This window comes from Streptomyces sp. NPDC003016 (assembly GCF_053591455.1).
The window spans coordinates 63,892-86,804 of sequence record NZ_JBSFTV010000018.1 but is presented as its reverse complement, the minus strand read 5'-3'; the positions used below and the strand labels follow the sequence as shown (position 1 = coordinate 86,804).

The 22,913-nt window shown below is 73.6% G+C and carries 20 protein-coding genes and 7 tRNA genes; 16 read left to right on the top strand and 11 right to left on the bottom strand.

Annotated elements, in window-relative coordinates; genetic code table 11:
* Positions 1 to 77 precede the first annotated feature (77 nt).
* The 4 genes from cbiE to ACWDZ4_RS17585 all read left to right on the top strand — a co-directional run bounded on the left by cbiE (position 78) and on the right by ACWDZ4_RS17585 (position 8,030).
* Positions 78 to 1,313 carry a precorrin-6y C5,15-methyltransferase (decarboxylating) subunit CbiE gene (cbiE, locus tag ACWDZ4_RS17600; protein WP_451509289.1) on the top strand — a complete coding sequence of 412 codons (1,236 nt, stop codon included), beginning with the start codon at positions 78 to 80 and terminating at the stop codon, positions 1,311 to 1,313.
* A 340-nt stretch (positions 1,314 to 1,653) separates the two neighbouring features.
* Positions 1,654 to 5,307: a nicotinate-nucleotide--dimethylbenzimidazole phosphoribosyltransferase gene (cobT, locus tag ACWDZ4_RS17595; protein WP_451509288.1), complete on the top strand. Its 3,654-nt coding sequence runs from the start codon at positions 1,654 to 1,656 to the stop codon at positions 5,305 to 5,307.
* 537 nt (positions 5,308 to 5,844) lie between these two features.
* A complete protein-coding gene (gene cobA, locus ACWDZ4_RS17590; protein WP_451509287.1) occupies positions 5,845 to 7,119 on the top strand; it encodes a uroporphyrinogen-III C-methyltransferase in 1,275 nt (424 codons plus the stop codon).
* Between the two features lie 92 nt (positions 7,120 to 7,211).
* Positions 7,212 to 8,030 carry a TrmH family RNA methyltransferase gene (locus ACWDZ4_RS17585; RefSeq protein ID WP_451509286.1) on the top strand — a complete coding sequence of 273 codons (819 nt, stop codon included), beginning with the start codon at positions 7,212 to 7,214 and terminating at the stop codon, positions 8,028 to 8,030.
* 19 nt (positions 8,031 to 8,049) lie between these two features.
* Here the strand turns inward: ACWDZ4_RS17585 and ACWDZ4_RS17580 are convergent, their stop codons facing one another.
* Complete coding sequence (locus ACWDZ4_RS17580) at positions 8,050 to 9,483, bottom strand: protein kinase domain-containing protein (protein ID WP_451509285.1); 1,434 nt, start codon at positions 9,481 to 9,483, stop codon at positions 8,050 to 8,052.
* 643 nt (positions 9,484 to 10,126) lie between these two features.
* Between ACWDZ4_RS17580 and ACWDZ4_RS17575 the strand changes: the two genes are divergently transcribed.
* From ACWDZ4_RS17575 to ACWDZ4_RS17565, 3 genes are all read left to right on the top strand, one after another.
* Positions 10,127 to 10,333 carry a hypothetical protein gene (locus ACWDZ4_RS17575; protein ID WP_451509284.1) on the top strand — a complete coding sequence of 69 codons (207 nt, stop codon included), beginning with the start codon at positions 10,127 to 10,129 and terminating at the stop codon, positions 10,331 to 10,333.
* A gap of 281 nt (positions 10,334 to 10,614) precedes the next feature.
* On the top strand, positions 10,615 to 11,631 hold the full coding sequence (locus ACWDZ4_RS17570) for a phosphotransferase family protein (RefSeq protein WP_451509283.1): 1,017 nt from the start codon (positions 10,615 to 10,617) through the stop codon (positions 11,629 to 11,631).
* Positions 11,632 to 11,699: 68 nt separating this feature from the next.
* Positions 11,700 to 11,990, top strand: coding sequence for a TFIIB-type zinc ribbon-containing protein (locus ACWDZ4_RS17565; RefSeq protein WP_451509282.1), 291 nt, complete (start codon positions 11,700 to 11,702; stop codon positions 11,988 to 11,990).
* 53 nt (positions 11,991 to 12,043) lie between these two features.
* Here the strand turns inward: ACWDZ4_RS17565 and ACWDZ4_RS17560 are convergent.
* From ACWDZ4_RS17560 to ACWDZ4_RS17540, 5 genes are all read right to left on the bottom strand, one after another.
* Positions 12,044 to 12,118, bottom strand: a tRNA-Val gene (locus ACWDZ4_RS17560).
* A gap of 37 nt (positions 12,119 to 12,155) precedes the next feature.
* Positions 12,156 to 12,227, bottom strand: a tRNA-Val gene (locus tag ACWDZ4_RS17555).
* 38 nt (positions 12,228 to 12,265) lie between these two features.
* Positions 12,266 to 12,337, bottom strand: a tRNA-Val gene (locus tag ACWDZ4_RS17550).
* A 1-nt stretch (position 12,338) separates the two neighbouring features.
* Positions 12,339 to 12,412, bottom strand: a tRNA-Cys gene (locus tag ACWDZ4_RS17545).
* A gap of 39 nt (positions 12,413 to 12,451) precedes the next feature.
* Positions 12,452 to 12,524 (bottom strand) — tRNA-Gly (locus ACWDZ4_RS17540).
* A 144-nt stretch (positions 12,525 to 12,668) separates the two neighbouring features.
* Here ACWDZ4_RS17540 and ACWDZ4_RS17535 point away from each other — a divergent pair.
* The 3 genes from ACWDZ4_RS17535 to ACWDZ4_RS17525 are packed head-to-tail and all read left to right on the top strand — an operon-like array spanning position 12,669 to position 15,437.
* Positions 12,669 to 13,727: a chorismate-binding protein gene (locus ACWDZ4_RS17535; RefSeq protein ID WP_451509281.1), complete on the top strand. Its 1,059-nt coding sequence runs from the start codon at positions 12,669 to 12,671 to the stop codon at positions 13,725 to 13,727.
* Positions 13,724 to 14,545 (top strand): aminotransferase class IV, encoded by an 822-nt coding sequence (locus ACWDZ4_RS17530; RefSeq protein ID WP_451509280.1) that lies wholly within the window; start codon positions 13,724 to 13,726, stop codon positions 14,543 to 14,545. Before ACWDZ4_RS17535 ends, ACWDZ4_RS17530 begins: the two co-directional genes overlap by 4 nt.
* Before the next feature lie 52 nt (positions 14,546 to 14,597).
* Positions 14,598 to 15,437, top strand: coding sequence for a GNAT family N-acetyltransferase (locus ACWDZ4_RS17525; RefSeq protein ID WP_451509279.1), 840 nt, complete (start codon positions 14,598 to 14,600; stop codon positions 15,435 to 15,437).
* A 36-nt stretch (positions 15,438 to 15,473) separates the two neighbouring features.
* On the opposite strand, the gene ACWDZ4_RS17520 is transcribed toward ACWDZ4_RS17525, so the two are convergent.
* On the bottom strand, positions 15,474 to 15,980 hold the full coding sequence (locus ACWDZ4_RS17520; RefSeq protein ID WP_451509278.1) for a DsbA family protein: 507 nt from the start codon (positions 15,978 to 15,980) through the stop codon (positions 15,474 to 15,476).
* Positions 15,981 to 16,136: 156 nt separating this feature from the next.
* Here ACWDZ4_RS17520 and ACWDZ4_RS17515 point away from each other — a divergent pair, with 156 nt between their 5' ends.
* Both ACWDZ4_RS17515 and ACWDZ4_RS17510 read left to right on the top strand, forming a co-directional pair.
* Positions 16,137 to 16,595, top strand: coding sequence for a hypothetical protein (locus ACWDZ4_RS17515; RefSeq protein WP_451509277.1), 459 nt, complete (start codon positions 16,137 to 16,139; stop codon positions 16,593 to 16,595).
* 190 nt (positions 16,596 to 16,785) lie between these two features.
* Positions 16,786 to 16,938 (top strand): hypothetical protein, encoded by a 153-nt coding sequence (locus tag ACWDZ4_RS17510; RefSeq protein WP_167368049.1) that lies wholly within the window; start codon positions 16,786 to 16,788, stop codon positions 16,936 to 16,938.
* 4 nt (positions 16,939 to 16,942) lie between these two features.
* Here the strand turns inward: ACWDZ4_RS17510 and ACWDZ4_RS17505 are convergent, their stop codons facing one another.
* Both ACWDZ4_RS17505 and ACWDZ4_RS17500 read right to left on the bottom strand, forming a co-directional pair.
* On the bottom strand, positions 16,943 to 17,500 hold the full coding sequence (locus ACWDZ4_RS17505) for a CGNR zinc finger domain-containing protein (RefSeq protein WP_451509276.1): 558 nt from the start codon (positions 17,498 to 17,500) through the stop codon (positions 16,943 to 16,945).
* Between the two features lie 191 nt (positions 17,501 to 17,691).
* Positions 17,692 to 18,105: an SsgA family sporulation/cell division regulator gene (locus tag ACWDZ4_RS17500; RefSeq protein ID WP_003987206.1), complete on the bottom strand. Its 414-nt coding sequence runs from the start codon at positions 18,103 to 18,105 to the stop codon at positions 17,692 to 17,694.
* A 190-nt stretch (positions 18,106 to 18,295) separates the two neighbouring features.
* Here ACWDZ4_RS17500 and ACWDZ4_RS17495 point away from each other — a divergent pair, with 190 nt between their 5' ends.
* Both ACWDZ4_RS17495 and ACWDZ4_RS17490 read left to right on the top strand, forming a co-directional pair.
* Positions 18,296 to 18,751, top strand: a complete 456-nt coding sequence (locus tag ACWDZ4_RS17495) for a TIGR02611 family protein (RefSeq protein WP_451509275.1) — start codon at positions 18,296 to 18,298, stop codon at positions 18,749 to 18,751.
* 68 nt (positions 18,752 to 18,819) lie between these two features.
* A tRNA-Val gene (locus ACWDZ4_RS17490) sits at positions 18,820 to 18,891 on the top strand.
* A 95-nt stretch (positions 18,892 to 18,986) separates the two neighbouring features.
* Here the strand turns inward: ACWDZ4_RS17490 and ACWDZ4_RS17485 are convergent.
* Positions 18,987 to 21,452, bottom strand: coding sequence for an SCO7613 C-terminal domain-containing membrane protein (locus ACWDZ4_RS17485; RefSeq protein WP_451509274.1), 2,466 nt, complete (start codon positions 21,450 to 21,452; stop codon positions 18,987 to 18,989).
* Positions 21,453 to 21,545: 93 nt separating this feature from the next.
* Here ACWDZ4_RS17485 and ACWDZ4_RS17480 point away from each other — a divergent pair, with 93 nt between their 5' ends.
* Positions 21,546 to 21,989 carry an SRPBCC family protein gene (locus ACWDZ4_RS17480; RefSeq protein WP_451509273.1) on the top strand — a complete coding sequence of 148 codons (444 nt, stop codon included), beginning with the start codon at positions 21,546 to 21,548 and terminating at the stop codon, positions 21,987 to 21,989.
* A gap of 39 nt (positions 21,990 to 22,028) precedes the next feature.
* A tRNA-Val gene (locus tag ACWDZ4_RS17475) sits at positions 22,029 to 22,100 on the top strand.
* 49 nt (positions 22,101 to 22,149) lie between these two features.
* Here ACWDZ4_RS17475 and ACWDZ4_RS17470 read toward each other — a convergent pair.
* Entirely contained in the window at positions 22,150 to 22,878 is a 729-nt protein-coding gene (locus tag ACWDZ4_RS17470; RefSeq protein ID WP_451509272.1) for an exonuclease domain-containing protein, read from the bottom strand.
* Between the last annotated feature and the right edge of the window lie 35 nt (positions 22,879 to 22,913).

Sequence of the window (22,913 nt, the reverse complement as noted above, 5' to 3'; positions counted from 1 at the left end):
CACCCTGCCCGCGCCGCCGCCCCGGGCCTCCCCGCACCACCGCCGCAACCCACGACGACTCCAGGAGACTGACAAGGATGGCCGACCGGGTCACGGTGATCGGCTGGGACGGTTCGCCCCTCACCGCAGCGGCCAGGTCCGCCCTCGCGGCCGCGACCCTCGTCGCGGGCGCCGCGCACCACCTGTCGCTCCCCGAAGTACCGCCGGGAGCCGAGCACATCCGCCTCGGCAGCGTCGACCTCGCCGCCCGCCGTATCGCGGGGCACCGGGGCAGCGCCGTCGTCCTCGCCGACGGAGATCCCGGCTTCTTCGGAGTCGTACGGACCCTGCGCGCGCCCCAGCACGGCCTGGAGGTCGAAGTGGTGCCCGCCGTCTCGCCGGTGGCCACCGCGTTCGCCCGCGCCGGGATGCCCTGGGACGACGCCCGGATCGTCGTCGCCCACCGCCGCACACTGCGCCGCGCCGTCAACGTCTGCCGTGCGCACACCAAGGTCGCCGTGCTCACCTCACCGGGCGCCGGCCCCGCCGAGCTCGCCCTGCTCCTCGAAGGGGTCCACCGCACCTTCGTCATCTGCGAGGAACTGGGCACGGCACGCGAGCAGGTCACCGTCCTCACCTCCGACAAGGCCGCCGACCACGTCTGGCGCGACCCCAATGTCGTCATCGTCATCGGAGGCAGCACCGGACCCGCTTCCCCCGCCGCCCCTTCGAGCGGCTGGATCAGCGGCCGCGACCCCGGCTATCCGCCCGCCCTGCGCGGCTGGGCGCTGCCCGCGCGGGAGTACGGCGACGAGCCGGGCACCGGGGAGGGCGAGTACGCCGGCCTGCGGGCCGCGCAGCTGGCCCGCCTCGGGCCGCGTACCGGCGACCTGGTCTGGGACATCGGCTCGGGCAGCGGGGCGCTCGCGGTGGAGGCGGCCAGGTTCGGCGCGGCGGTCATCGCCGTCGACAGCGACCCGGACGCGTGCGGCCGCACCACAGCCGCTGCCCGGCGTTTCGGGGTCCAGCTCCATGTGGTGCACGGGCGGGCGCCGCACATCCTGGAGGACCTGCCCGAGCCGGATGTCGTACGCATCGGGGGCGGCGGAGTGCCCGTCGTCTCGGCGTGCGCCGACCGCAGGCCCGAGCGCATCGTGACGCACGCGTCCACGCGCGACGAGGCGGAGGCGATCGGCCGGGCGCTCGCCGAGGGCGGTTACGCGGTCGCATGCGAACTGCTCCAGTCCGTCGAACTCGACACCGGCGCCTGGACGGAACGCGACCGCTCGGTGGTCTTCCTGCTCTCCGCGACCCACCTGGATCGCGCCCCGTGATGATGCCGCTGCGCGGCGCGGGGTAGGCTGGCCGATCGTTGTACCGCAGCCGGGCGTTCGGCGCTTCGTTCGCCAATGTCCGGAAACGGGGCCCTTTTTGGAGCTCTTTGTGGTACGGCGCAACCGGGGGCGGCGCAACGTGGCGCAGCCCACAGCGGGCCGTGGCGGGACTTCCTGCCCTGGCGGCGAACGGCCGCGAGAATGCATGGTGTCCGCGGGGTTTTCGTGCCGCGCGACAGGGACGCTCGTTCTTGTTTGAACGGGTGCCGGACGTGCCGCGAGCAGACGTCACCGGCGAAGGGCCGAAGGAGCACAAGCGATGGATGGGCAAGGGGTACGCATGACTGACACCGGCTGGGTCCCGGGTGAGGGACTGCCGGAGGACGCAGGCATGGTGGCGCAGCCGGGCATCCCCGCTCCGGACGCGTACACCTTCCTCGAACCCTCCGAGAGCGCAGCCGAGGACGACGACCTGCTGCTGATGCCGGGCGCGCAGGGTGCGTGGAGCGACCACCAGGCCGCGCCGACGGCGGAGATGCCGCAGGTGCAGCAGGCGCCGCCCATACACCAGGCGCCGCAGCAACAGTCGCAGGCACAGCAGCAGCACATGCTCCAGACCTCCGAGATGCCGCAGGCGCCACTGCCGGAGCATGCCTCCGGAGCACCGCAGGCGGCGCAGACGCAGCACGCGCCCCAGGCGCCCGGGACCGCCGAGCCGCAGCCGGCTTTCCAGCTCTCCTCCGTCCCGGAGGCGCAGAGCGCGCCGCAGGACCTTCAGGCGACCGAGGCGCAGGCCGAAACCCAGGCACAGCCGCAACCGCAGCCGCAGCTGTCTCAGGGGAGCGGGCCCGGCGCGCACGAAGCCGGTGGCCGTGACTCCGGTTCCGTCGACCTCAGCGGCGTACGCGTTCCGCCGGCGCCCGTCTCCGCCCAGGCGCCTTCCCCGGCCCGCCGCCCGCTGCACCTCGGCCCGCCGATGCCCGAGACGACCGGCGGCGTCGTACGCTCGCTGGCCGACCGCGGGCCTGCGACCGGCGCGGTGACGATGCCGCAGAACCCTGCGCCCGCACGACACGCGGGACCGCCGGCCATCGGCCCCGAGTACCTCGATATTCCGCGTGACGAGGCGGCTGCGCTGCCCGGCCCGCAGCTCGGCGTGATCCCGTCGCAGGCAGCTGCGCCCTGGCCTCAGCCCCAGGCGCCTCAGATGCCTCAGGAGGCCCCAGCAGAAACGGTCGTTCCGGAAGCTGTAGATCCGCAACCGCAGGTCGAGGTGGTGCCCGAAGCCGCGGCCGAGGCCGTGCCCGCGCCGACGCCGGCGCCGGTCGCGGAGGAGCCCGTGAGCGCCCCGATCGAAACGGAGCAGGTCGCTCCGGAACCGGCCACCGCCGTCGTCGAGCCGGAGCCGGTCGCGCCGGAGCCGGAGCCGGTCGCGCCCGTGCCGCCCGTTGCCCCCGAACCTGCCGCTTCTGAGCCGGTCGCCGTCGAACCTGCCGCTTCCGAGCCGGTCGCCGTCGAACCTGCCGCTTCCGAGCCGGTCGCCGTCGAGCCCGTCGCTCCCGAACCAGTCGCCGTCGCCGAGCCGGAGCAGCCCGGGCAACCGCAACCGCAACCGCCTTTGGTACTTCAGGAACCGCAGCCCGTCAGCCAGTTCGTCCCGGTCGAGGGCTCGCTCCCGGTCGCGCCGCATGTGGCCCCGCTGCCGCCCGAAGAACCCGCCACTGAGCCGCAACCGCAGCCGCAGTCCGTCGCCGTCCCCGTCGTGGCGCCCGAGCCCGAAGCGCCGGAAGCGGGGGCAGCGCCCGTACCCGTACCGATTCCGGAACCTGCCGAGGCTCCGGCGCCGGCCCCTGCTCCTGCCCCAGAACCGGCACCCGTCGCGGTACCGGCCCCGGAAGAGCTCCCGGCCGAGCAGCCGGTAGCCGAACCGGTAGCCACCGTCATCGAGCCGGCGCCGGTCCCGATTGCGGAGCCGGAGCCGGAGCCCGAGCCGGTCCAGGAACAGCTCGTCGAGCCTGCAACCGAGCCCGAGCCGGAACCCGAGCCTGTGGCCACCGTTCCGGCCGCCGAACTGCCGGTCCAGCCGCACGCGGAACCGCACCCGGAACCGCAACCGGAGCCGGAGCCCGCAGCCGAAGTCACCACGGCCCCCAAGCCCGAAGCGGCCTCGGAGACGACTCCCGAGCCCGAGGTTTCCGAAACCGCCCCTGCCCCTGCCCCTGCCCCTGCCCTTGCCTCCACCTCTGCCCCCGCCCCTGCCTCCGCCCCCGCTCCCGGCTACGACGACGCCGAGCGCGAGGCGGTCCTGCGCGTGATGCGCGAGCGCCGCGACATCCGCAACGGCTTCCGCAGCGACCCCATCCCGCACGAGGTTCTCCTCCGCGTCCTCGAAGCCGCGCACACCGCACCGAGCGTCGGCCACTCCCAGCCCTGGGACTTCGTGGTCATCCGCTCCGCCGAGACCCGCCGGACGATGCACGAACTCGCCGTGCGCCAGCGCGACGCGTACGCCAAGTCGCTGCCCAAGGGCCGGGCCAAGCAGTTCAAGGAACTGAAGATCGAGGCCATCCTCGACACCCCGGTGAACATCGTCGTCACCGCCGACCCCACCCGCGGCGGCCGCCACACCCTGGGCCGCCACACGCAGCCGCAGATGGCGCCGTACTCCTCCGCCCTCGCCGTCGAGAACCTGTGGCTCGCGGCCCGCGCCGAGGGACTCGGTGTGGGCTGGGTCAGCTTCTTCGACGAGCGGGAGATGGTCCGCGCCCTCGGCCTGCCCGAGCACCTCGAAGTAGTCGCGTACCTCTGCGTCGGTTACGTCGACGAGTTCCCGGAAGAGCCCGAGCTGATGCAGGCGGGCTGGTCCAGGCGCCGCCCGCTCGCCTGGGTCGTCCACGAGGAGACGTACGGCCGCCGCGCCCTGCCCGGCGAGGAGCCGCACGACCTCCTCCAGGAGACCGTCTCCAACATCCGCCCCCTCGACGCCAAGGCGCTCGGCGAGGCATGGGAACGCCAGAAGCGCATGACCAAGCCGGCCGGCGCGCTCGGCATGCTCGAAATCATCTCGGCCCAGCTCAGCGGTCTCTCCCGGATGTGCCCGCCCCCCGTCCCCGAGCCTGCGGCGGTCGCGATCTTCGCGGGCGACCACGGCGTGCACGCCCAGGGCGTCACGGCCTGGCCGCAGGAGGTGACCTCCCAGATGGTCGCCAACATCCTCGGCGGCGGCGCGGTCTGCAACGCCTTCGCGAGCCAGGTCGGCGCGGAGGTCTGCGTGGTGGACGTGGGCGTGGCGGGCGAACTCCCCTCCACCCCGGGCCTGTTGCCCCGCAAGGTGCGCGCGGGCACGGCCGACTTCACCACGGGGAAGGCCCTCACCCACGAGGAGGTGCTCGCCGCGATCGAGGTGGGCATCGAAACGGCGCGCGATCTGGTGGCGGCGGGCAACAAGGCGCTGATCACCGGTGAGATGGGCATCGCCAACACCACGGTCTCGGCCGCTCTCATCGCCGTCTACACCGGCCAGGACCCGGCCGAGATCACCGGCCGGGGCACGGGCATCAACGACGAGATGCACGCCCGCAAGGTCGACGTCGTGCGCCGCGCCCTGGAACTCCACCAGCCGGACCCGGCGGACCCGATCGGCGTCCTGGCTGCGGTCGGCGGCCTGGAGCACGCGGCGCTGGTCGGCTTCCTGCTCGGTGGCGCGTCCCTCCGTACGCCGGTCATCCTGGACGGGGTGAGCGCGGGAGCGGCGGCACTGGTCGCCCGCGCGATCGCCCCCGAGGCCCTCGCGGCCTGCATCGCGGGCCACCGCAGCGCGGAACCGGGCCACGTGGCCGCCCTGAACAAGCTGGGCCTGCGCCCTCTGGTCGACCTCGACCTCCGCCTCGGCGAAGGCACGGGAGCCCTGCTGGCGCTCCCGGTGGTCCAGAGCGCGGCGAGGGCGATGCACGAGGTGGCCACGTTCGACTCGGCCGGAGTAACCGAAAAGTAACCCGCCACGCGCCCCGCCCCCAGCGGTCCCGGGCGGGCGTGTGCCGTGCCCCTCGCGCTCTCCCGCACGGGGGGCACGGCCGTGCCGAGGCGCCCCGCACCGCACGTGGCCCGTGTAGGGCTCGCGCTCGCCGTCCGCGCCGCGCAGGCGGGGTCATGGCCACGCGTGCTCCGCCTCTCACGGTGCCGGGAGGGGACGTGGCGGGGCGCTCCCCGCAGGGTGTCGAACGCAACACGCCCGAACAAACCGACGTACCCGAACGTTCGGCACCCGAGGAGACGCCACGACGCGGCACCGACCCCGTGCGCGGGGTGGCTCCGCCCCCGGGCCCCGCCGCCACAACCGCCCCCGGCCGCCGATGACCCCGCAGCCCCCGGCCCGTAAGGTATTCGCGGGGCCCCGATGCCCGCCCCACCAGCCGCTTCACCGTCGCAGCGGCGCAAGGCCCCCAAGCCGGGGCCGCCAAGCCACAGAGCGGCGAAGCCGCAAGCCGCACCCACCTCCCCGCCACCTCCCCGCCCCGAGGAGCCGCACGCCATGACCGCGCCGCACGCCGCCGCAGGCGACCCGTACCCCGCCTACCCCGTCGGACTCCGCCTCGCCGGGCGGCGCGTCGTCGTCATCGGCGGCGGCCAGGTCGCCCAGCGACGCCTCCCGGCGCTCATCGCGACCGGCGCCGACATCGTCCTCGTATCGCCGTCCGCCACCCCCTCCGTGGAGGCGATGGCCGAAGCGGGCGAGATCCGCTGGGAGCGGCGCCCGTACGCCGAAGGGGACCTGGCCGAAGCCTGGTACGCCCTGATCGCGTCCACCGACAGCGCGGCGAACGCCGCAGCCTCCGCCGAGGCCGAACGCACCCGCACCTGGTGCGTCCGCTCCGACGACGCCGAGGCCGCCACCGCCTGGACCCCCGCCACCGGCCGCTCCGAGGGCGTGACCGTGGCCGTCCTCACCAGCGGCGGCCCCGACCCCCGCCGCACCGCCGCCGTACGCGACGCCATCGTCGAGGGCCTGCGCGACGGCACCCTCGTCGCTCCCCACCACCGCACCCGCACCCCCGGCGTCGCCCTGGTCGGCGGCGGTCCCGGCGACCCGGACCTGATCACGGTCCGCGGCCGGCGCCTCCTCGCCGAGGCGGACGTCGTCATCGCCGACCGCCTCGGTCCGCGCGACCTCCTCGACGAACTTCCGCCGCACGTCGAGGTGATCGACGCCGCGAAGATCCCGTACGGCCGCTTCATGGCCCAGGAGGCCATCAACAACGCGCTCATCGAGCACGCGAAAGCAGGCAAGGCGGTCGTACGCCTCAAGGGCGGCGACCCGTTCGTCTTCGGCCGGGGCATGGAGGAGGCTCAAGCCCTCGCCGAGGCCGGCATCCCGTGCACCGTGGTCCCCGGCATCTCCAGCTCCATCAGCGTCCCCGGCGCGGCGGGCATCCCCGTCACGCACCGAGGCGTTGCCCACGAGTTCGCGGTGATCAGCGGTCACGTCGCCCCCGAGGACCCGCGCTCTCTCGTCGACTGGAAGGCGGTCGCGGGCCTGCGCGGCACGCTCGTGCTCCTCATGGCCGTCGAGCGGATCGGCGCGATCGCCGCGGCCCTGACGGCGTACGGCCGCTCGCCCGAGACACCCGTGGCGATCATCCAGGAGGGCACGACGGCCGCCCAGCGCCGCGTCGACGCGACGCTCGCGACCGTCGCCGAGAAGGCCAGGTCCGAGGACGTGCGCCCGCCGGCCGTCATCGTCATCGGCGACGTGGTCACCGTAGGACAGGCGCAGGCGCAGGCGCAGACGAAGGCGAAGACGCAGTAAGCGAAGCAAGGCCGCACTGGTCCAGCCCGCGAGCACCCGTGACCCCCGGCAACCAGCCGTTGGCACCGCACCCACGACAAGGCAGTAACCCTGTGGCCGATCTCATCACCATCGACGACCCCGACGACCCGCGCCTGAGCGACTACACGGGCCTGACCGACGTCGAACTCCGCCGCAGGCGCGAGCCCGCCGAGGGGCTCTTCATCGCCGAGGGCGAGAAGGTCATCAGGCGCGCCCGCCAGGCCGGCTACGAGATGCGCTCGATGCTGCTCTCCGCCAAGTGGGTCGATGTCATGCGCGACGTCATCGACGAGGCCCCGGCCCCGGTGTACACGGTGAGCCCGGACCTCGCCGAACGCGTCACCGGCTACCACGTCCACCGCGGCGCGCTCGCCTCGATGCAGCGCAGGCCCCTCCCGGCCGCCGGCGACCTGCTCGCCCGGGCCCGCCGGGTCGTCGTCATGGAGGCGGTCAACGACCACACCAACATCGGCGCGATCTTCCGCAGCGCCGCCGCGCTCGGCATGGACGCGGTGCTGCTCTCCCCGGACTGTGCCGACCCGCTCTACCGCAGGTCGGTCAAGGTCTCCATGGGCGCGGTCTTCTCGGTGCCGTACGCCCGCCTCGCATCCTGGCCCAAGGATCTGGAGCAGGTACGGGAGGCGGGCTTCGAGCTCCTCGCCCTCACCCCCGACGAGAAGGCGTCGGCGATCGACGACATGGCCCCGCACCGCCTCGACCGGGTGGCCCTGATGCTCGGCGCGGAGGGCGACGGCCTGTCCGGGAAGGCACTCGCCGCCGCCGACGAGTGGGTGCGCATCCCGATGGCACACGGCGTCGACTCGCTGAACGTGGGCGCCGCCGCAGCGGTCGCGTTCTACGCGGTGGCGACGGGCCGCCCGCAGTCCTGACCGGTTCGGCTCCGGCGGCTCAGAACGCCTGCGGACCCTCGGAACCCGGCTGCTCCGGGCCGAGAAACGCACCGGGAGAGACGCCGGGAGCCGCACCGGAAGACACGCCGAGACTCCTGGCCGGTCCCTGACACCCCTGGGCCGCCGCGATCCCCAGCGCCACCAGCAGCGTCACCACGACGAAGACGACGATGCGCTGCCGCAGCAGCCTGGGATTCGCCGGACGCCGTCCGGTCGATGTCGTCCTGATCCCCGGCCTGGTGCCGGGACGTCCGTTCGTACGTCCGCCCGTCTGCCCGCCCGTCTGCCCGCCCGTCCGCCCGTCTGTCCGCCCGTCCGCCCGTCCGTCCGTCCGCCGGTCCGCCCGTCCGTCCGTCCGCCGGTCCGCGCGTCCGTCGGTCCGCGCGTCCGTGCGTCCGTGCGTCCGCCCGCCGGAACGCGCCGTATCGCGCGCCGCCGAGGGCCGTGATCCCGAGCGCGGCAACGAGGCGCGCGGAGCCTGCGCACGCGCCCCGGACGTACCCGCGGTCCGCCCCCGCTGGGTCTCCTCCTCGGCGTACCGCTCCGGGAGCCGCCCCGTGGGCCGGTCCTGATCGGCGCGGGGCACCGACGGCCTGGCCTCGCCGAGACCCTGGGCCTCCCGGGCGGCGATCTCCTTGAGCCGCATCGAGAGCTGCAGCGTGCTGGGCCGCTCCTCCGGGTCCTTGGCGAGGCAGGCCCGCACCAGCGGCGCGAGGGCGTCGGGCACGCCGTACAGCTGCGGTTCCTCATGTACCACGCGGTACAGCATGACCTCCGAACTGCCCTGCCCGAAGGGGGAGTCGGCGGTCGCGGCGTACGCCAGGGTGGCACCCAGCGCGAACACGTCCGTGGCCGGTGTGACCGTCGCGCCGCGCACCTGCTCGGGTGCGAGGAAACCGGGGGAGCCCACCGCCGTGCCGACATGCGTGAGGGTGCTCGCGCCGGTCGCCCAGGCGATGCCGAAGTCGATGATCCGCGGCCCCTTGGGCGACAGCAGGATGTTCGACGGCTTGAGATCGCGGTGCACGACCCCGGCCTCGTGCACGGCGACGAGCCCCTCCGACAGCGCCGCACCGATCGAGGCCACCTCGGCGGCCACCAGCGGGCCCTCGTCGACGACCTTGTCGTGCAGCGAGGGGCCCGGGACGTACTGGGTCGCGAACCACGGCCGGTCGGCCTCGAGATCGGCGGCCACCAGCCGCGCCGTACAGCCGCCGCGGATCCGCCGCGCGGCGGACACCTCGCGTGCGAAGCGCGACCTGAACTCCTGGTCCTCGGCGAGGTCCGGCCGGATCACCTTCAGCGCGACCCGCTGGCCGCGCCGGTCGGAGCCCAGGTAGACGACGCCCATGCCGCCCGCCCCGAGCCGCCGGTGAATCCTGAACGAGCCGACGACACGCGGGTCCTCCCGCCGGAGCCGCATCATCGCCATGTCCGTCCCCTACCTCCGGTGGGGCCTCCCCCACCCCGCTGCTGACCGGTCCGTTCGACGTCGGACAGCTTACGTACCTGCGGCCCGGTGTGCTCATAGGCCGCGCCCTCGCGAATCGATCGATTGTCAGTGCCGAGTGGGAAGCTCGGGAAGTCGCCAGAGGGCGGCCGATCCGCCGCCCCCGGCCCGTGAGAGATCTCAAAGGTCCGTCCCTGAAGGGGGATTGGATCAGTGAGGGGTGATCGCGTGGAGACAGCCGCCGACGCGGGAGACACGCCGGGTACGTACGAAGTGGTGGCCGGCCGGGCAGGCCGACGGGTGGAAACAGCGGTGCGCAGGGGAGTGGCCGAAGTGAGTGAAGTCACCCTCCCCCATGGCCTGAAGGGAGCCGGTCCCCAGGGAGGGCACCTCCGAACACCAGGAGCGTCCCCTCCGGGAAGACCCCGGGACGCAGGGCGGCCTCTCCACCCTGGGGAGTACGCCGCGGGACGGTCGCTCATCCTCGGGGAGGCCCGGCAATCGGTACGCGGGCATGACGCCCCGGCCTCGACGCGCCCCTAATGTTGAAGTCAAGCGGCGGGTGGAGCACTCGTCCCCCGAGGCCAGACACCCGCCGCTGCCCATACACGACAGGAGAGGGGCCATGGCGGACACGGCATCGCGGACGGTGATCCGCACGCAGGGACGCAGGGCATTCGCCTCGTTCGGCGGCCGTCCGTCAGGCACGCGCCACCCCCTGGTGGCGACGGCCATGGTCCTTCCCCTCGCGGCGCTGCTCGTCGTCCTCTTCGGAGGCTGGGAAGCAGTGGTCACACAGGCGTCGTCCGTGGGTGTGATGCTCGGGCGCTGAGCGGCGCCCACGGCCCGGTAGAGCGGACCGGGCCAGGGTATCCGGCCATCTCATAACCCCGTGGGGACGGGGGTGCGGCGGGCGACTGCGTTTGCCCGGACAGCTGGGGAGCTGTCCGGGCAACGCCTTTTTCTCCACCCACCAGGGGCGGGACAGGGAAAGAACCGCCCCGCCGCCGGCCCCGCCGCGCCACGTAGGCTCCCTCGCGGTACCGACACACCGCACCGCACTGCATCGTCCAGCACCTCACAGCACCTCACAGCACAGCACCGGGGGAGACCGTGACCGCATCCGTCGCGCAAGCGTTGAGCGCCGTCGCGCACGACGCCGCACCCCGGCTCCAGCCCCGGCCACGTCTGCGGCGCCCCCTCAGCGCATCGGCCGCCCCCTGCCCCTGCGCGCGCCCCGACGTCCTCGCGGACCGCCCGGACGGCACGGTCGTACGCCACGGCGACGTCGTCGCCAAGTCCCACGCCCCCGACACCGACGCCGCCGCCCTCACCGCACGCATCGCCGCCGCCGCGGACCCCCTCCTCGCCGGCCTCCTCCTGCCGCCCCTGCCCGTACCGGCAGCGGGAAGCACCTTCACCACCCTGCTGCACGGCCGGCCCCTGAGCCTGTGGCCGTACGGAGCCCCCGTCGACCCCGAGGCGCCCGACGCCGCCCCCTGGGAGGACGCCGCGACCCTCCTCGCCCGGCTGCACGCGGTCGCCCCCGGCGCACTCCAACTCCCCACGCCGCTCCCGCCCATGCGCGGCCCCGCGAAAGCCGCCCGTGCCATCGCGCGCATGCGGGCCGCGGGCCCCCACCCCGCCGCGGCCCCCGTGCTCCGCGCCTGGGCCGGGCTCCCGGCCTGGGCCCGCGACGAAGCCCCGCCGCCGCACGAGCGCGCGGCCCTCTGCCACGGCGACCTCCACCTCGGCCAGCTCGTCCGCCACCCCGCACCCGACGGACCCTGGCTGCTGATCGACGTGGACGACATGGGCACCGGCGACCCCGCCTGGGACCTGGCCCGCCCTGCCGCCTGGTACGCCGCGGGCCTGCTCGCGCCGGACATCTGGGACCGTTTCCTCGGCGCGTACCGGGTCGCGGGCGGTACGGCCGTACGTCCGGACGGCGACCCCTGGCCCCAACTCGACGTACCCGCCCGTGCCCTGACGGCCCAGACCGCCGCTCTCGCCCTCGCCAAGTCCGCCGCCGGGAACCGGCCGCTGGACGAGGTGGAGGAGATGATGATCGAATCCTGCGCCCGAATTGCGGCCCTACCGCCCGAGTTGGTGTCCGAAGCCACGACGTAGGGTGAATGCACCGTCGCCGGGTACGTGTTCCGGCGATGCCGAACCGACGGCGAGGAGTTGAGTCGACCATGCAGTGCCCCAAGTGCCACGCACCCATGCACACGTACAACCGCAATGGTGTCCAGATCGAGCAGTGCAGCGGTTGCCGCGGGATATTTCTCGACTACGGCGAGCTGGAGTCGCTGACCCGCCTCGAGTCGCAGTGGACGCAGCAGGCGCCGCCCCCGCCGCCGGCCCCGCAGGGCTACCCCGCCGCCCCCGCGCCCGCCTGGGGCGCCCCGCAACACGGTCACCACGGCGGTCAACACGGCGGCCATCACCGCCAGAAGGGCTTCGGCCGGATGCTCTTCTCGTCCTGACCGGGGCACGAAGAATCCCCCGGCCGTTTCCCCGGCCGGGGGATTCTTGCTGATGGTGCGCGATACTGGGATTGAACCAGTGACCTCTTCCGTGTCAGGGAAGCGCTCTCCCGCTGAGCTAATCGCGCGGGGTGTTCTCTTGGTCCTGCGGTACTGCGAACTGCGTGCGCGATACTGGGATTGAACCAGTGACCTCTTCCGTGTCAGGGAAGCGCTCTCCCGCTGAGCTAATCGCGCGGGACGGACCATCCGGTCACGTACGACCGGGGATCCAGTGGACGATACTGGGATTGAACCAGTGACCTCTTCCGTGTCAGGGAAGCGCTCTCCCGCTGAGCTAATCGTCCTTGGAGGTGGAGACGGGATTTGAACCCGTGTAGACGGCTTTGCAGGCCGTTGCCTCGCCTCTCGGCCACTCCACCAGGAGTGCATACAGGGGGTCGGGAAGATCCCCCACACCGAGCGGACGACGAGATTCGAACTCGCGACCCTCACCTTGGCAAGGTGATGCTCTACCAACTGAGCCACGTCCGCTTGTCTTGCCGGGGCGTTTCCGTATCCCGGCGACGTGTTGAACTCTAGCGGATTCCGGTGCCAGTACAAAAACGCGTTTGTGCAGCGTGCTGCGCCGCCTCCGCTCCGACGCAGGTCATCGCGGTCCGCTCTAGACTCGGGGCCGTGCACGACCTTCCCCCTCTGGCCCGCTTCGGCGGCCTCGTCGCCTCCGACCTGCGCGATGTGACCAGCGATCCCGCCGCGCTCGACTCCACCGGTTTCTGGGCCGTCACCGCGGACTTCGAGGGCCGTCTCGTCTGCGCCCGCTTCGGTGACGTACGCGCGGAGCCGGTCCCCGCTCCGGTGCCCGGAGCCTGGCGCGGGCCCGCCGCCGGTGACTGGACGTCGTCGATGGACCGCGCCGCGTACACGGCGGGCGTACGCCGCATCCGTGAGCACATCGCGGCGGGCGAGGTCTACCAGGCCAACCTCTGCCGCGTCCTGACCGCGCCGCTGCCCGGCCCGGCCGGCGCCGACGTCGACGCGCTCACCGCCCTGCTGGCCCGCGGCAACCCGGCGCCGTACGCAGGAACGATTCGCCTGCCCGCGCACGGCGTCGAGGTAGCCACCGCGTCCCCCGAGCTCTACCTGCGGCGGGACGGGCGGACCGTCGAGTCCGGGCCGATCAAGGGCACCGGGCGGACGGCGGACGATCTCCTGGAGAAGGACCACGCGGAGAACGTGATGATCGTGGACCTGGTCCGCAACGACCTGGGGCGGGTCGCCGTCGCCGGTTCCGTGACCGTCCCGGAGCTGTGCGCGGTCGAACCGCACCCCGGCCTCGTCCACCTGGTCTCCACCGTCCGTGCCGAGCTCGCGCCCGACGCCGGCTGGGCCGCGCTGCTCGCCGCGACGTTCCCGCCGGGCTCGGTGACGGGCGCCCCCAAGTCCAGCGCCCTCTCGGTCATCGAGGCGCTGGAGACCGCGCCGCGCGGCCCGTACTGCGGAGGAATCGGCTGGGTCGACGCCGACCGCTCCACCGGCGAGCTGGCCGTCGGCATACGCACCTTCTGGATCGACCGCGCCACCCCCGGCGGCCCGGTCCTCAGGTTCGGTACGGGCGCGGGCATCACCTGGGGCTCCGACCCCGAGCGCGAGTGGGAGGAGACCGAGCTGAAGGCCTCCCGGCTGCTCGCGGTAGCGTCGGGCACATACCAGCAGACGGGAAGGACCGCTTCATGAAGCTTTGGGTCGACGGCGGGCTGCGGGACGCGGCCACCGCCAGGGTGTCCGTACTCGATCACGGCCTGACCGCGGGCGACGGGATCTTCGAGACGGTGAAGGCGACCGGGGGGCGGCCCTTCGCCCTCACCCGGCACCTGGACCGGCTGGCCCGTTCCGCCCGTGGCCTGGGGCTGCCCGAGCCCGACCTCGACGAGGTGCGCCGCGCCTGCGCCGCCGTCCTGGACGCCAACCCCATGGAGCGCGGCCGGCTGCGGATCACCTGCACCGGCGGCCTCTCGCCGCTGGGCTCCGAGCGCGGCGACGCCGGCCCCACCCTGATCGTCGCCCTCGGGGAGGCCGGCCGCCGCCCCGACAGCACCGCCGTGATCACCGTCCCCTGGACGCGCAACGAGCGCGGCGCCCTCACCGGGCTCAAGACCACGTCGTACGCCGAGAACGTCGTCGCGCTCGCGCGCGCCCGTGAAGAGGGCGCGACCGAGGCACTGTTCGCGAACACCGTCGGGCAGCTCTGCGAGGGCACGGGCTCCAACGTCTTCGTCGTCCTCGACGGGCAGCTGCTCACCCCGCCCGTCTCCTCCGGCTGCCTCGCCGGGATCACGCGCGCCCTGGCCGTCGAATGGACGGGCGCCCAGGAGGCCGACCTGCCACTGGACGTACTGGAGCGGGCCGACGAGGTCTTCCTGACCTCCACGCTGCGTGACGTGCAGGCGGTGCACCGCGTCGACGGGCGCCAACTGCCGGGCGCGCCGGGCCCCGTGACCGCCAAGGCCATGCGCGTCTTCGACGAGCGGGCCGCCTCGGACCTGGACCCGTAAAGCACCGGGAATTCGGATGACGGCGGACCGTCCGGTGGGTACAACTCCCCTGATGACCACAACCCTGCGGCCGACCGCGCCGCTCCAGCAAGGCGCCGACGGCGCCACGTCGCGTACCTACGCGGTGTGCGTGAACAGCCGGTCCGTCGGTACGGTCGAACTCTCCACGGACCCCCGCATGGGGGCCGGCGTCGGCCGTATCGCCGGACTGCGCATCGACGAGGCCGACCGGCGCCGGGGGAGGGCGACGGTCGCCGCGCTCGCGGCCGAGGAGGTGCTGCGCGGCTGGGGGTGCGGCCGCGTGGAGATCTCCGTCCCGGCCGGTGCGCAGGGCGCGCGGCGCATGGCGGCCGCCCTCGGCTACACCGAACGCAACCGCGTCATGAGCAAACCCCTGCCCGCGCAGGCCCCCGTGCTGCCCGGGGGCGTCGTGGGCAGGCCGATGAGCGGAAGCGAATTCGAGACCTGGCTGCCCCACACCAAGGCCGGTTACGCGCGGTCCCTGACCCTGCGCGGCTTCTCCGAGGAGGCGGCGTGGGCCAAGACCGAGGCCGACCACGCGGCCGCTCTCGCCGGCGGAGCCGCCACCCCGGGCACGTACCTGGGCGTCCTGACCCGGGGCGGTGCGGTGGTGGGCACGCTCTGGCTGGCGCTGCGCCACCCGCACCCCGGCCAGAGCGGTGCGTACGTCTTCGACGTCGAGGTGGCGCAGGAGCACCGGGGGCAGGGGCTCGGCCGTGCGCTGCTGCTGCTCGCCGAGCGCGAGGCACTGGCGGCGGGGACCGGGCGCATCGGGCTCAACGTCTTCACGGACAACACGCCGGCCCTGCGGCTGTACGTGTCGCTCGGCTACGAGCCGGTGACGTACCACCTCTGCAAGCAGCTGCTCTGAGGTCCGGGCGGCTGTGCGGCGGTTCCCGGCGGCGGTTCAGGCGAGCAGCCGGTCGACGATCTCCTCGATGCGCCCGCGCAGCCCCTCCTGGCTCTTGCCGCCGTCCAGCCGCTCGCCGTCGATGACGTAGGTCGGCGTGCCCGTGACACCGATGGCCCTGCCCTCGGCCTGGTCGGCGTCGACGATCAGGAGGTGCCGGCCGTCGATCAGGGCGGTGTCGAACTCCTCGGCGTCCAGCCCCAGTTCGCCGGCGACCTCCAGCAGGAACGGCTCGCCCTTCGCCGCCAGCTCCCCGGTACGGGCGAGGACCGCCTCCACGTACGGCCAGCCCTTGCCCTGGTCGACCGCCTCCTCGGCGGCCTGTGCGGCGGCGTAGGCGTGCTGGTGCTTGTCGAGGGGGAAGTGGCGCAGGCGTACGTCGAGCCGGTCGCCGTAGCGCTCGCGCAGGGCGCGCACGTCGTCCAGTGCGGCACGGCAGTCGGGGCACTGGAGCTCGCACCAGAGGTCGAGGAGGACGGGGCGGGCGGGAGAGGATTCGGTCATGGGGCCAGTCTTCCAGCCCGCCGCAGAGGTCTCCGACCGGGACCTGCGGAGGAGGCCGCCCCGGAGATGTCCCTGAGGTCGTACGGGGGCGTGGCCCGGGCGGGCTCCCCCGGTGCAGGATGGAGGGGAACGCAATCCCTGGGGCTGGAGGACCGGATGCTGGCAGAGACGATCTGTTCCGCGGCGTCCGCGGCCGGTCTGGGCATCGCCGCGATCGCCGCGTACCGCAAGCGATTCCTGGCCGCGACGCGCATCGCCGCCTACGCGCTGGTACCGGTCGGCCTGGTGCTGACCGGCGTCGTCGAGTGGGTTTCGGGCATCGCCTTCAAACCGGAGGTGTGGGTGGGCTTCGGTCTGCTCGGACTCTCCTGGCTGCTCTTCATGACGACCAGGGCGGTGGAGCGCCGTACCGGCGGCACCCGCAAGGAGCGCAGGGCCGCGCGGGCCGCGCAGCGCGAGGAGGTCGCTCCACGGGCGTCCGCGCCGCCGCTCGGCGCGGCGAGTCCGGCGGCCGCGCAGCCGAAGCGGCCCCGGGCAGAGGCTCAGCCGAAGGCCGGCGGGGCGGGGGAGGACTTCAGCGACATCGAAGCCATCCTGAAGAAGCACGGCATCTGAACAGCCCGAGGGGTCCGGACAGCCCGGACGGCCGCGAGCGGGACCCCCGGCAGGCTCTCCGAAAACCTGGCAACTCGGACGCCGAAGTGATCAACGAAAGATCACGAACGGCCAAGGTCCGACGAACTCTCCGCGCAGGTGGGCGTGTTGGTCATCGGGGATGGCCGCGCTGCGTCATCATCGCCCCGAGATGCTGGACACCTCCCGGGGCGAAGCCCCCGCACCCACCGAAGAACCGCGCGGCTGCCTCTTCGCGCTTTCCCAGCCACCCCTGATGATCTTCCTCGGGGTGATCGGCTTCCTGCTGCTGATGGCCGCGATGCACGATCTCTTCCTGCTGTGAGGTCTCAGCTCGCGGCTTCCTTGCGCCGCGCCCGGTACGCCGCCACATGCAGCCGGTTTCCGCAGGTGCGGCTGTCGCAGTAGCGCCGGGACCGGTTGCGCGAGAGGTCGACGAAGGCCCGGCGGCAGTCCGGGGCCTCGCAGCGGCGCAGCCGCTCGTGCTCGCCGGAGACCACGATGAAGGCCAGTGCCATCCCGCAGTCCGCCGCGAGGTGGTCCGCGACCGAGGCGCCGGGCGCGAAGTAGTGCACGTGCCAGCCGAAGCCGTCGTGGTCGGTCAGCCGCGGTGTGGTGCCGGCCGCCGCCACCAGCTGGTTGATCAGCTCCGCGCAGGTGCGGGGGCCGGGCGCCGCGAACACGTCCGCGAAGCGTGCTCGCACGTCCCGTAGGGCTCTGAGGTCGGCCTCGCCGAGTTCACCCACGTCGCTGACGTGATGGAGGCGCACAAACGCGTACAGCGCCTCGAGGTCCGCGAGCCGGTCGCTCTGGTCGCTCTCCGGCGCCGTGTTCACCAGATCGACGACGACGTCGAGGGCGCGTCTGGTGTCGTGGGGGATCAGCACGATTCGCTCCCTGGCCTGCCGCGGGCGGGCGCCCGCCGATGCTGGCCGACTTTAGCGGCTCGCGCGCACGGCGCACCGGCGCCGTCTCCGCGGTGGATCCCGCGGCGACGGCGCCGGTGTGTGCTGTATGCGGTTGTCCGCCCCGCGCCGTCGCCCCGAGTCGGACGGCGTCGAGCGGCTCTCGGCCTGGCTCAGTTCTCCGCCAGGATGTGTGAGAGTTCCGTGTCGAGATCGAAGTGACGGTGCTCGGTGCCCGGTGGCACCGCGGCGTCCGTCCGCTTCAGGAACGACTCCAGGGCCCGCGCCGGGGCTTCGAGCAGGGCTTCTCCTTCCGGGGAGCTCAGGGCGATGCAGACGACTCCCTGGCCATGGCTGCGGGACGGCCAGACTCTGACGTCGCCGGTACCGGTGGGCCGGTGAAGGCCCTCGGCGAGGAGATCGCGAGCGAACACCCACTCGACGGTCTCCTCGGCTCCGGTGTGGAAGGTGGCATGCACGGCGTAGGGATCGGCCGTGTCATACCGCAGGCCCGCGGGTACAGGCAGTGATGACTCGCTCGACACTACGAGGCGCAGGTGCAGCTCGCAGCTGACCGTGGTGTTCATAAGCGCCAGGGCCTTTCGCTCAGTGTGCGCTCGGGGATTCGCACGTCGGCGAAATCGACATGCCACCTACGGTGCCGTTGTAAACCCCTCTGACCTTTTTGCGGCGCTTCGGATAGCTCGTACGGCCGAGAGGTACTTGATGCGATACGAGCATTACGGCCGCGGGGTCAGGTCGGGTAGGTTGGGCCTCATGAACGCGGAGAGTAACGAGCGGGAAGAAGTCGTCGACCCGGCGGCCACAGTGCCCGCCACGGGGGACGCGAGCGAGGACGAGCGGGAGCTGGGTTCGCGGGCGCCGCAGTTCATCAAGGCGTCGAAACCGCTGCATCTGAGCTGGCAGGTCGGGGTATTCGTCATCGGCCTGGCGGTCGTGGTCACGGGCGTGATCATGCTCCCGCTGCCGGGGCCCGGCTGGCTGGTGATCTTCGGCGGCATGGCGATCTGGGCGACCGAGTTCGTGTGGGCGCAGCTGGTGCTGCGCTGGACGAAACGGAAAGTCACCGAAGCGGCGCAGAAGGCGCTCGACCCCAGGGTCCGTCGGCGGAACATGATCCTCACCACGGTCGGCCTGGTGATCGTCGCGGTGCTGGTCGGGATCTACGTCCGGGAGTTCGGTGTCGAGATGCCGTGGAACATCGAGGAGTGACCGGTGGGGGATGGCCGGCAATCGGTTCGGGATCCCCGCTGACATGGGGTAATGTGTGCGGAGCGCCGGGGCGATTAGCTCAGTGGGAGAGCGCTTCGTTCACACCGAAGAGGTCACTGGTTCGAACCCAGTATCGCCCACCCGGACCGAAGGCCCGAGAGACGGAAGTCTCTCGGGCCTTCGCCGTTTCCCGGCCCCGCAGGGCCCCCGGCCGAGCCCTCCGGACGGCCCGGCCTCAGCGCATCCGGCCCAGGGTGTCCCGCAGCCGGCGGGCGTCGCGCAGACGCTGCTCGTACGTCGCTCCGACGGTCAGCAGCAGCAGGCCCGCGAGGGCCGGCGGCAGCCAGCGGGGGAGTACGCCGACGACCTGGGCGACGTACGGCGCGAGCTCGTGCAGCGCGTCCAGGGCGAGTACGGCGGAGCCCAGCACCAGCAGCGCCTGGAGCCGGCGCCCGGCGCCCGTCAGGGTCACGGCCAGGGCCGCGGCCCCGAGGAGGAGCGGGCGCAGCCAGTGCTCGTCGCCCCAGGCCGCGACCAGGCTCGGCAGAAGGGTCGCGGCGAGCCCCGGACCGTACGCCGTCCAGGACGAGGCCCGCGGGTCGCGCCGCCGCCGCAGCGCACCGACGGCGAGTGCCGCGACGGTGACGGGCAGCGTGTACGCCTCGGGCACGGCGACGTCCGAGGCGGCGAGGCGGACCCAGCCGGCCAGCACGAAGAGCACGAGTGCCGCGTACCCGACGGGGCGCCGGTCCGCCCGTACGGCCGTGCCCGCGGCGATGACCCCGCACAGCGCCAGGACCGACGCGAGGGCGGGAGCGTGGCCCGCGGCGAGGCCGGTCGCGAGCAGCGCCGCCGCGGCGCCCGCGACCTCCAGGGGGAGGGCGGTGGCGTGGCCGCGCACCCGGGCGGCGAGCGCGGCGGTGGCCGCGGGCACGGCGAGGACCGCCCATGCGGCCTGGTGGGGCGCGAGTGTGAGCGCGGCAGCGGCGGCGCCGGTGAGCCCCGTCGCGTACACGACGGCAGCGGCGGCGCAGGCGGCCGGCATGACGGCTCCCCCGGAGGGCGCGGCGGTCACGGCGGCCGTGCCGAACAGCGCCGTCAGGACGCCGAGCACGGTGAGCGTGGCGGTCTGCGCGGCCAGCGACAGCAGCGACACGGAGAGCGCCGACGCGAGAGCGCAGGCGAGCGCCGTGAGCGCGAGGGGCGTGCGGGGTGCGGGGGGTGCCGTGGCGGTCCCGGCAAGGGCGGGGCGTACCGCCGGGGCCAGGGACGCTGCGGTCAGGAACAGGTGCAGCGTTACGGCCGCGGGGTAGCCGAAGTCCAGTACGGCCGGGACGGTGTGCGCCGCCGCCCACGCCAGGACCAGGGCCGCGCACGCCGCCGGGGCGTGCCAGGTGCGACCGGACGCGGCCCGGCGGCGCGCCACCGCGGCGGCAGCGACCGAAACCGCGGCCACGGTCAGCAGGACCAGCGGGACCGCGGCCGTCCACGGCCGGGAGAGCCCGGGGAAGAGCGCCTCGCGGACACCGGCCGGGGCACCGGACCAGACGCGCTCCGCCTGCGCGGCGGGGCCGAGCAGGCCGATGGCGACCGGAGGCAGCGCCCACAGGGCGCCCGCGGCCAGCACCGCACCGGACGCACCGGCCAGGCCGGCCGTCACGGGACGCGGCAGGCTCACCCGTACGACGGCCAGCAGGGCCACCGCGCACAGCACGTACACGGGCACCGCCCACGCGTCCGGAACCGCGGGGCGCGCCACCCCGCCGACGGCCGCCAGTGCCGCGAGACCGGCCGCCGCCGAGGGCGCCACGGCATGCGGTGCCGGGGCGCGCAGGGCGGCGAACAGGGCGAGGGCACCGACCGCCACCAGCAGCACGCCCGGCCGCAGCGCGTCCGCCGGGCCGCCCGCCGCCACCGACAGGACACCGGCGCCGAGCAGCGCCCCCGCGCCCGTCAGCCAGGCACCGGCGTACGCGAGCGGACGCACCGCGCGGCCGGCGCCCCACAGGGCCACGGCGACATCGATCGCGGCCGTGGCCGCCAGCGCCCAGGCGAACGACAGCGGGCCCGGCCCGGCCGCCAGCGCCCAGAGGACGATGGGGAGCTGAGCGGTGATCAGCGCGGCCGGCAGCGGGATCCGCAGCCGGCCGAGCCCCAGACCGTACGCCGCCCAGAGCGCCGCCAGCGCGGCCGAACCGATCGCGGCGTACCCGAGCGGGTCCGTCCCGGGCAGCGCCACGCGGTGCAGGGCGTACGCGTCGAGCACCGTGAGAGCCAGCCCCAGCGCCGCCACCGACTCGGCGGTCGAGACGAGACCGCGGCGCAGCAGCAGGGCCGGCGCGGCCAGTGCCAGGGCCGTCACCGCGCCCAGCACCGCCGAGCGGCCGCCGATGCCCAGGTGACCCCAGCTCACCAGCGTGAAGGCGATCGCGGCGACCGTCAGCAGAACGCCGCCGAGCGCCAGCAGCACGTTCTGCGCACCGCGCGGCGAGGCGTCCTGCGGCGCACGCGGCACCTGAGCGGCGCCGAAGGCCCCGGCGTACGGCGCCAGGGGACCGCGCGGAGCGGCGGGCGGGGCCTGCCGTACGACACTGAGCAGCCACGCCCTGCGGATGAGCAACTGGGCGCGCCGGGCCTCGAGCAGGCCCAGCTCGTGGTCGAGGACCACCAGTTCTTCCGCGGGCGGCAATGCGTTCTCCATGGTTGAGGAGTGTGGCGCGGGACACACGGCGGGGCATGGGTCCGGATACTCAGATCCCCGGTGAGTACGTGCGGGAGCGCGCAGACTGGGCGCATGGACTGGTGCCGTTACCGCTTTCGCAGCGTCTGGGATCTGCCCGCCCCGCCCAGCAGGGTCTACGGCGTGCTGGAACGGGTCGACGAGTACCCGCGGTGGTGGCCGCAGGTGCGGCAGGTCACCCGTCTCGACGACCGCACCGGCGTCGCCCGGTTCCGCTCCTTCCTGCCGTACGAACTGGTCGTCACCGCTCAGGAGAGACGGCGCGCCCCGGAGGCCGGCGTCCTGGAGGTGGCCATGACCGGAGACCTCGAAGGCTGGGCGCGCTGGACCGTACAGCCGCGCGGCAGCGGCGCGCGCGTCCTCTACGAGCAGGAAGTGGAGGTGCGCAAGGCGCTGGTGCGCCGGTTCGCCGTACCCGGACGGCCCGTCCTCGTCGCCAACCACGCGCTGATGATGCGGGGCGGGCGGCGCGGGCTCTCGGCCGCCCTCGCGGTTTGAACCAACCCCCCGGCGGGCTGTATGGTTCAGTCCGTTCCCGGGCGATTAGCTCAGTGGGAGAGCGCTTCGTTCACACCGAAGAGGTCACTGGTTCGAAACCAGTATCGCCCACCCGGGAAGGCCGGTCCGTCACAGACGGACCGGCTTCTTTCATGTCGCCTCAGGCGGCCGCCGCCGGCACCCCGGGGCGCAGCGGCCACGCCGGATTCACCTCTTCCTCCGAGCCGTTGCGCGCGAACCACGCCTGCAGGCCGCGTGCCTGCGCCGCGTGCCACACCGCCTGGAGGGTGTGCAGCTCGGCCGGCGAGAGCCGCTCCAGGCGCGAGGCGAAACGGCGGCCGAGGGCGCGTACGACCTCCAGCGAGGCCGTCGCGTCGGCGACCGCGTCGTGGGCGCCGTCCAGCTCCACCTCGTACTGCGCACACAGATCGGTGAGCGTACGGCGGCCCTTGCGGTAGCGGTCCAGATGCTTGTCCAGTACGCGCGGATCCAGCACGCACAGCGGACGGCTGTCCAGGTAGCGTCCCAGCGACGACGCCCGGTGGCGCCTCAGCTCGCGGTCCAGCAGGGTCAGGTCGAAAGGCGCGTTCATCACCACCAGCGGCCGGCGGGCGATGCTCTGTTCGGCGAGCCCTCTGGCTATCTCCTCCACGACCGGCGCGGGCCAGCGGCCGTTGCGCTGCAGGTGATCGTCCGTCAGCCCGTGGATCTCGGTCGCCCCCGGGGGCACCGGGACCCCCGGATTCACCAGCCAGCGCGTCGCCCGCACCCGCCCGCCCGGCGCGTCCTGCACGACCAGCGCGGCGGAGACGATGCGGTCCTCCTCGACATCCACCCCCGTCGTCTCGGTGTCGAAAGCGGCCAGGGGTCCTTCGTACCAGCACGTCATGTCCGAACTCCTCTTGCTCCCTTGGCAGATGGCGC

Bases quoted from the DNA above. Each gene is read 5' to 3' on its own strand.
- cbiE (WP_451509289.1), top strand. From the start codon at position 78: ATGGCCGACCGGGTCACGGTGATCGGCTGGGACGGTTCGCCCCTCACC.
- ACWDZ4_RS17500 (WP_003987206.1), bottom strand. From the start codon at position 18,105: ATGAACACCACGGTCAGCTGCGAGCTGCACCTGCGCCTCGTAGTGTCG.
- ACWDZ4_RS17575 (WP_451509284.1), top strand. From the start codon at position 10,127: ATGGCGGACACGGCATCGCGGACGGTGATCCGCACGCAGGGACGCAGG.
- ACWDZ4_RS17485 (WP_451509274.1), bottom strand. From the start codon at position 21,452: ATGGAGAACGCATTGCCGCCCGCGGAAGAACTGGTGGTCCTCGACCAC.
- ACWDZ4_RS17520 (WP_451509278.1), bottom strand. From the start codon at position 15,980: ATGACCGAATCCTCTCCCGCCCGCCCCGTCCTCCTCGACCTCTGGTGC.
- ACWDZ4_RS17580 (WP_451509285.1), bottom strand. From the start codon at position 9,483: ATGGCGATGATGCGGCTCCGGCGGGAGGACCCGCGTGTCGTCGGCTCG.
- ACWDZ4_RS17515 (WP_451509277.1), top strand. From the start codon at position 16,137: ATGCTGGCAGAGACGATCTGTTCCGCGGCGTCCGCGGCCGGTCTGGGC.
- ACWDZ4_RS17495 (WP_451509275.1), top strand. From the start codon at position 18,296: ATGAACGCGGAGAGTAACGAGCGGGAAGAAGTCGTCGACCCGGCGGCC.
- ACWDZ4_RS17510 (WP_167368049.1), top strand. From the start codon at position 16,786: ATGCTGGACACCTCCCGGGGCGAAGCCCCCGCACCCACCGAAGAACCG.
- ACWDZ4_RS17525 (WP_451509279.1), top strand. From the start codon at position 14,598: ATGACCACAACCCTGCGGCCGACCGCGCCGCTCCAGCAAGGCGCCGAC.
- ACWDZ4_RS17565 (WP_451509282.1), top strand. From the start codon at position 11,700: ATGCAGTGCCCCAAGTGCCACGCACCCATGCACACGTACAACCGCAAT.
- ACWDZ4_RS17470 (WP_451509272.1), bottom strand. From the start codon at position 22,878: ATGACGTGCTGGTACGAAGGACCCCTGGCCGCTTTCGACACCGAGACG.
- cobA (WP_451509287.1), top strand. From the start codon at position 5,845: ATGACCGCGCCGCACGCCGCCGCAGGCGACCCGTACCCCGCCTACCCC.
- cobT (WP_451509288.1), top strand. From the start codon at position 1,654: ATGACTGACACCGGCTGGGTCCCGGGTGAGGGACTGCCGGAGGACGCA.
- ACWDZ4_RS17530 (WP_451509280.1), top strand. From the start codon at position 13,724: ATGAAGCTTTGGGTCGACGGCGGGCTGCGGGACGCGGCCACCGCCAGG.
- ACWDZ4_RS17480 (WP_451509273.1), top strand. From the start codon at position 21,546: ATGGACTGGTGCCGTTACCGCTTTCGCAGCGTCTGGGATCTGCCCGCC.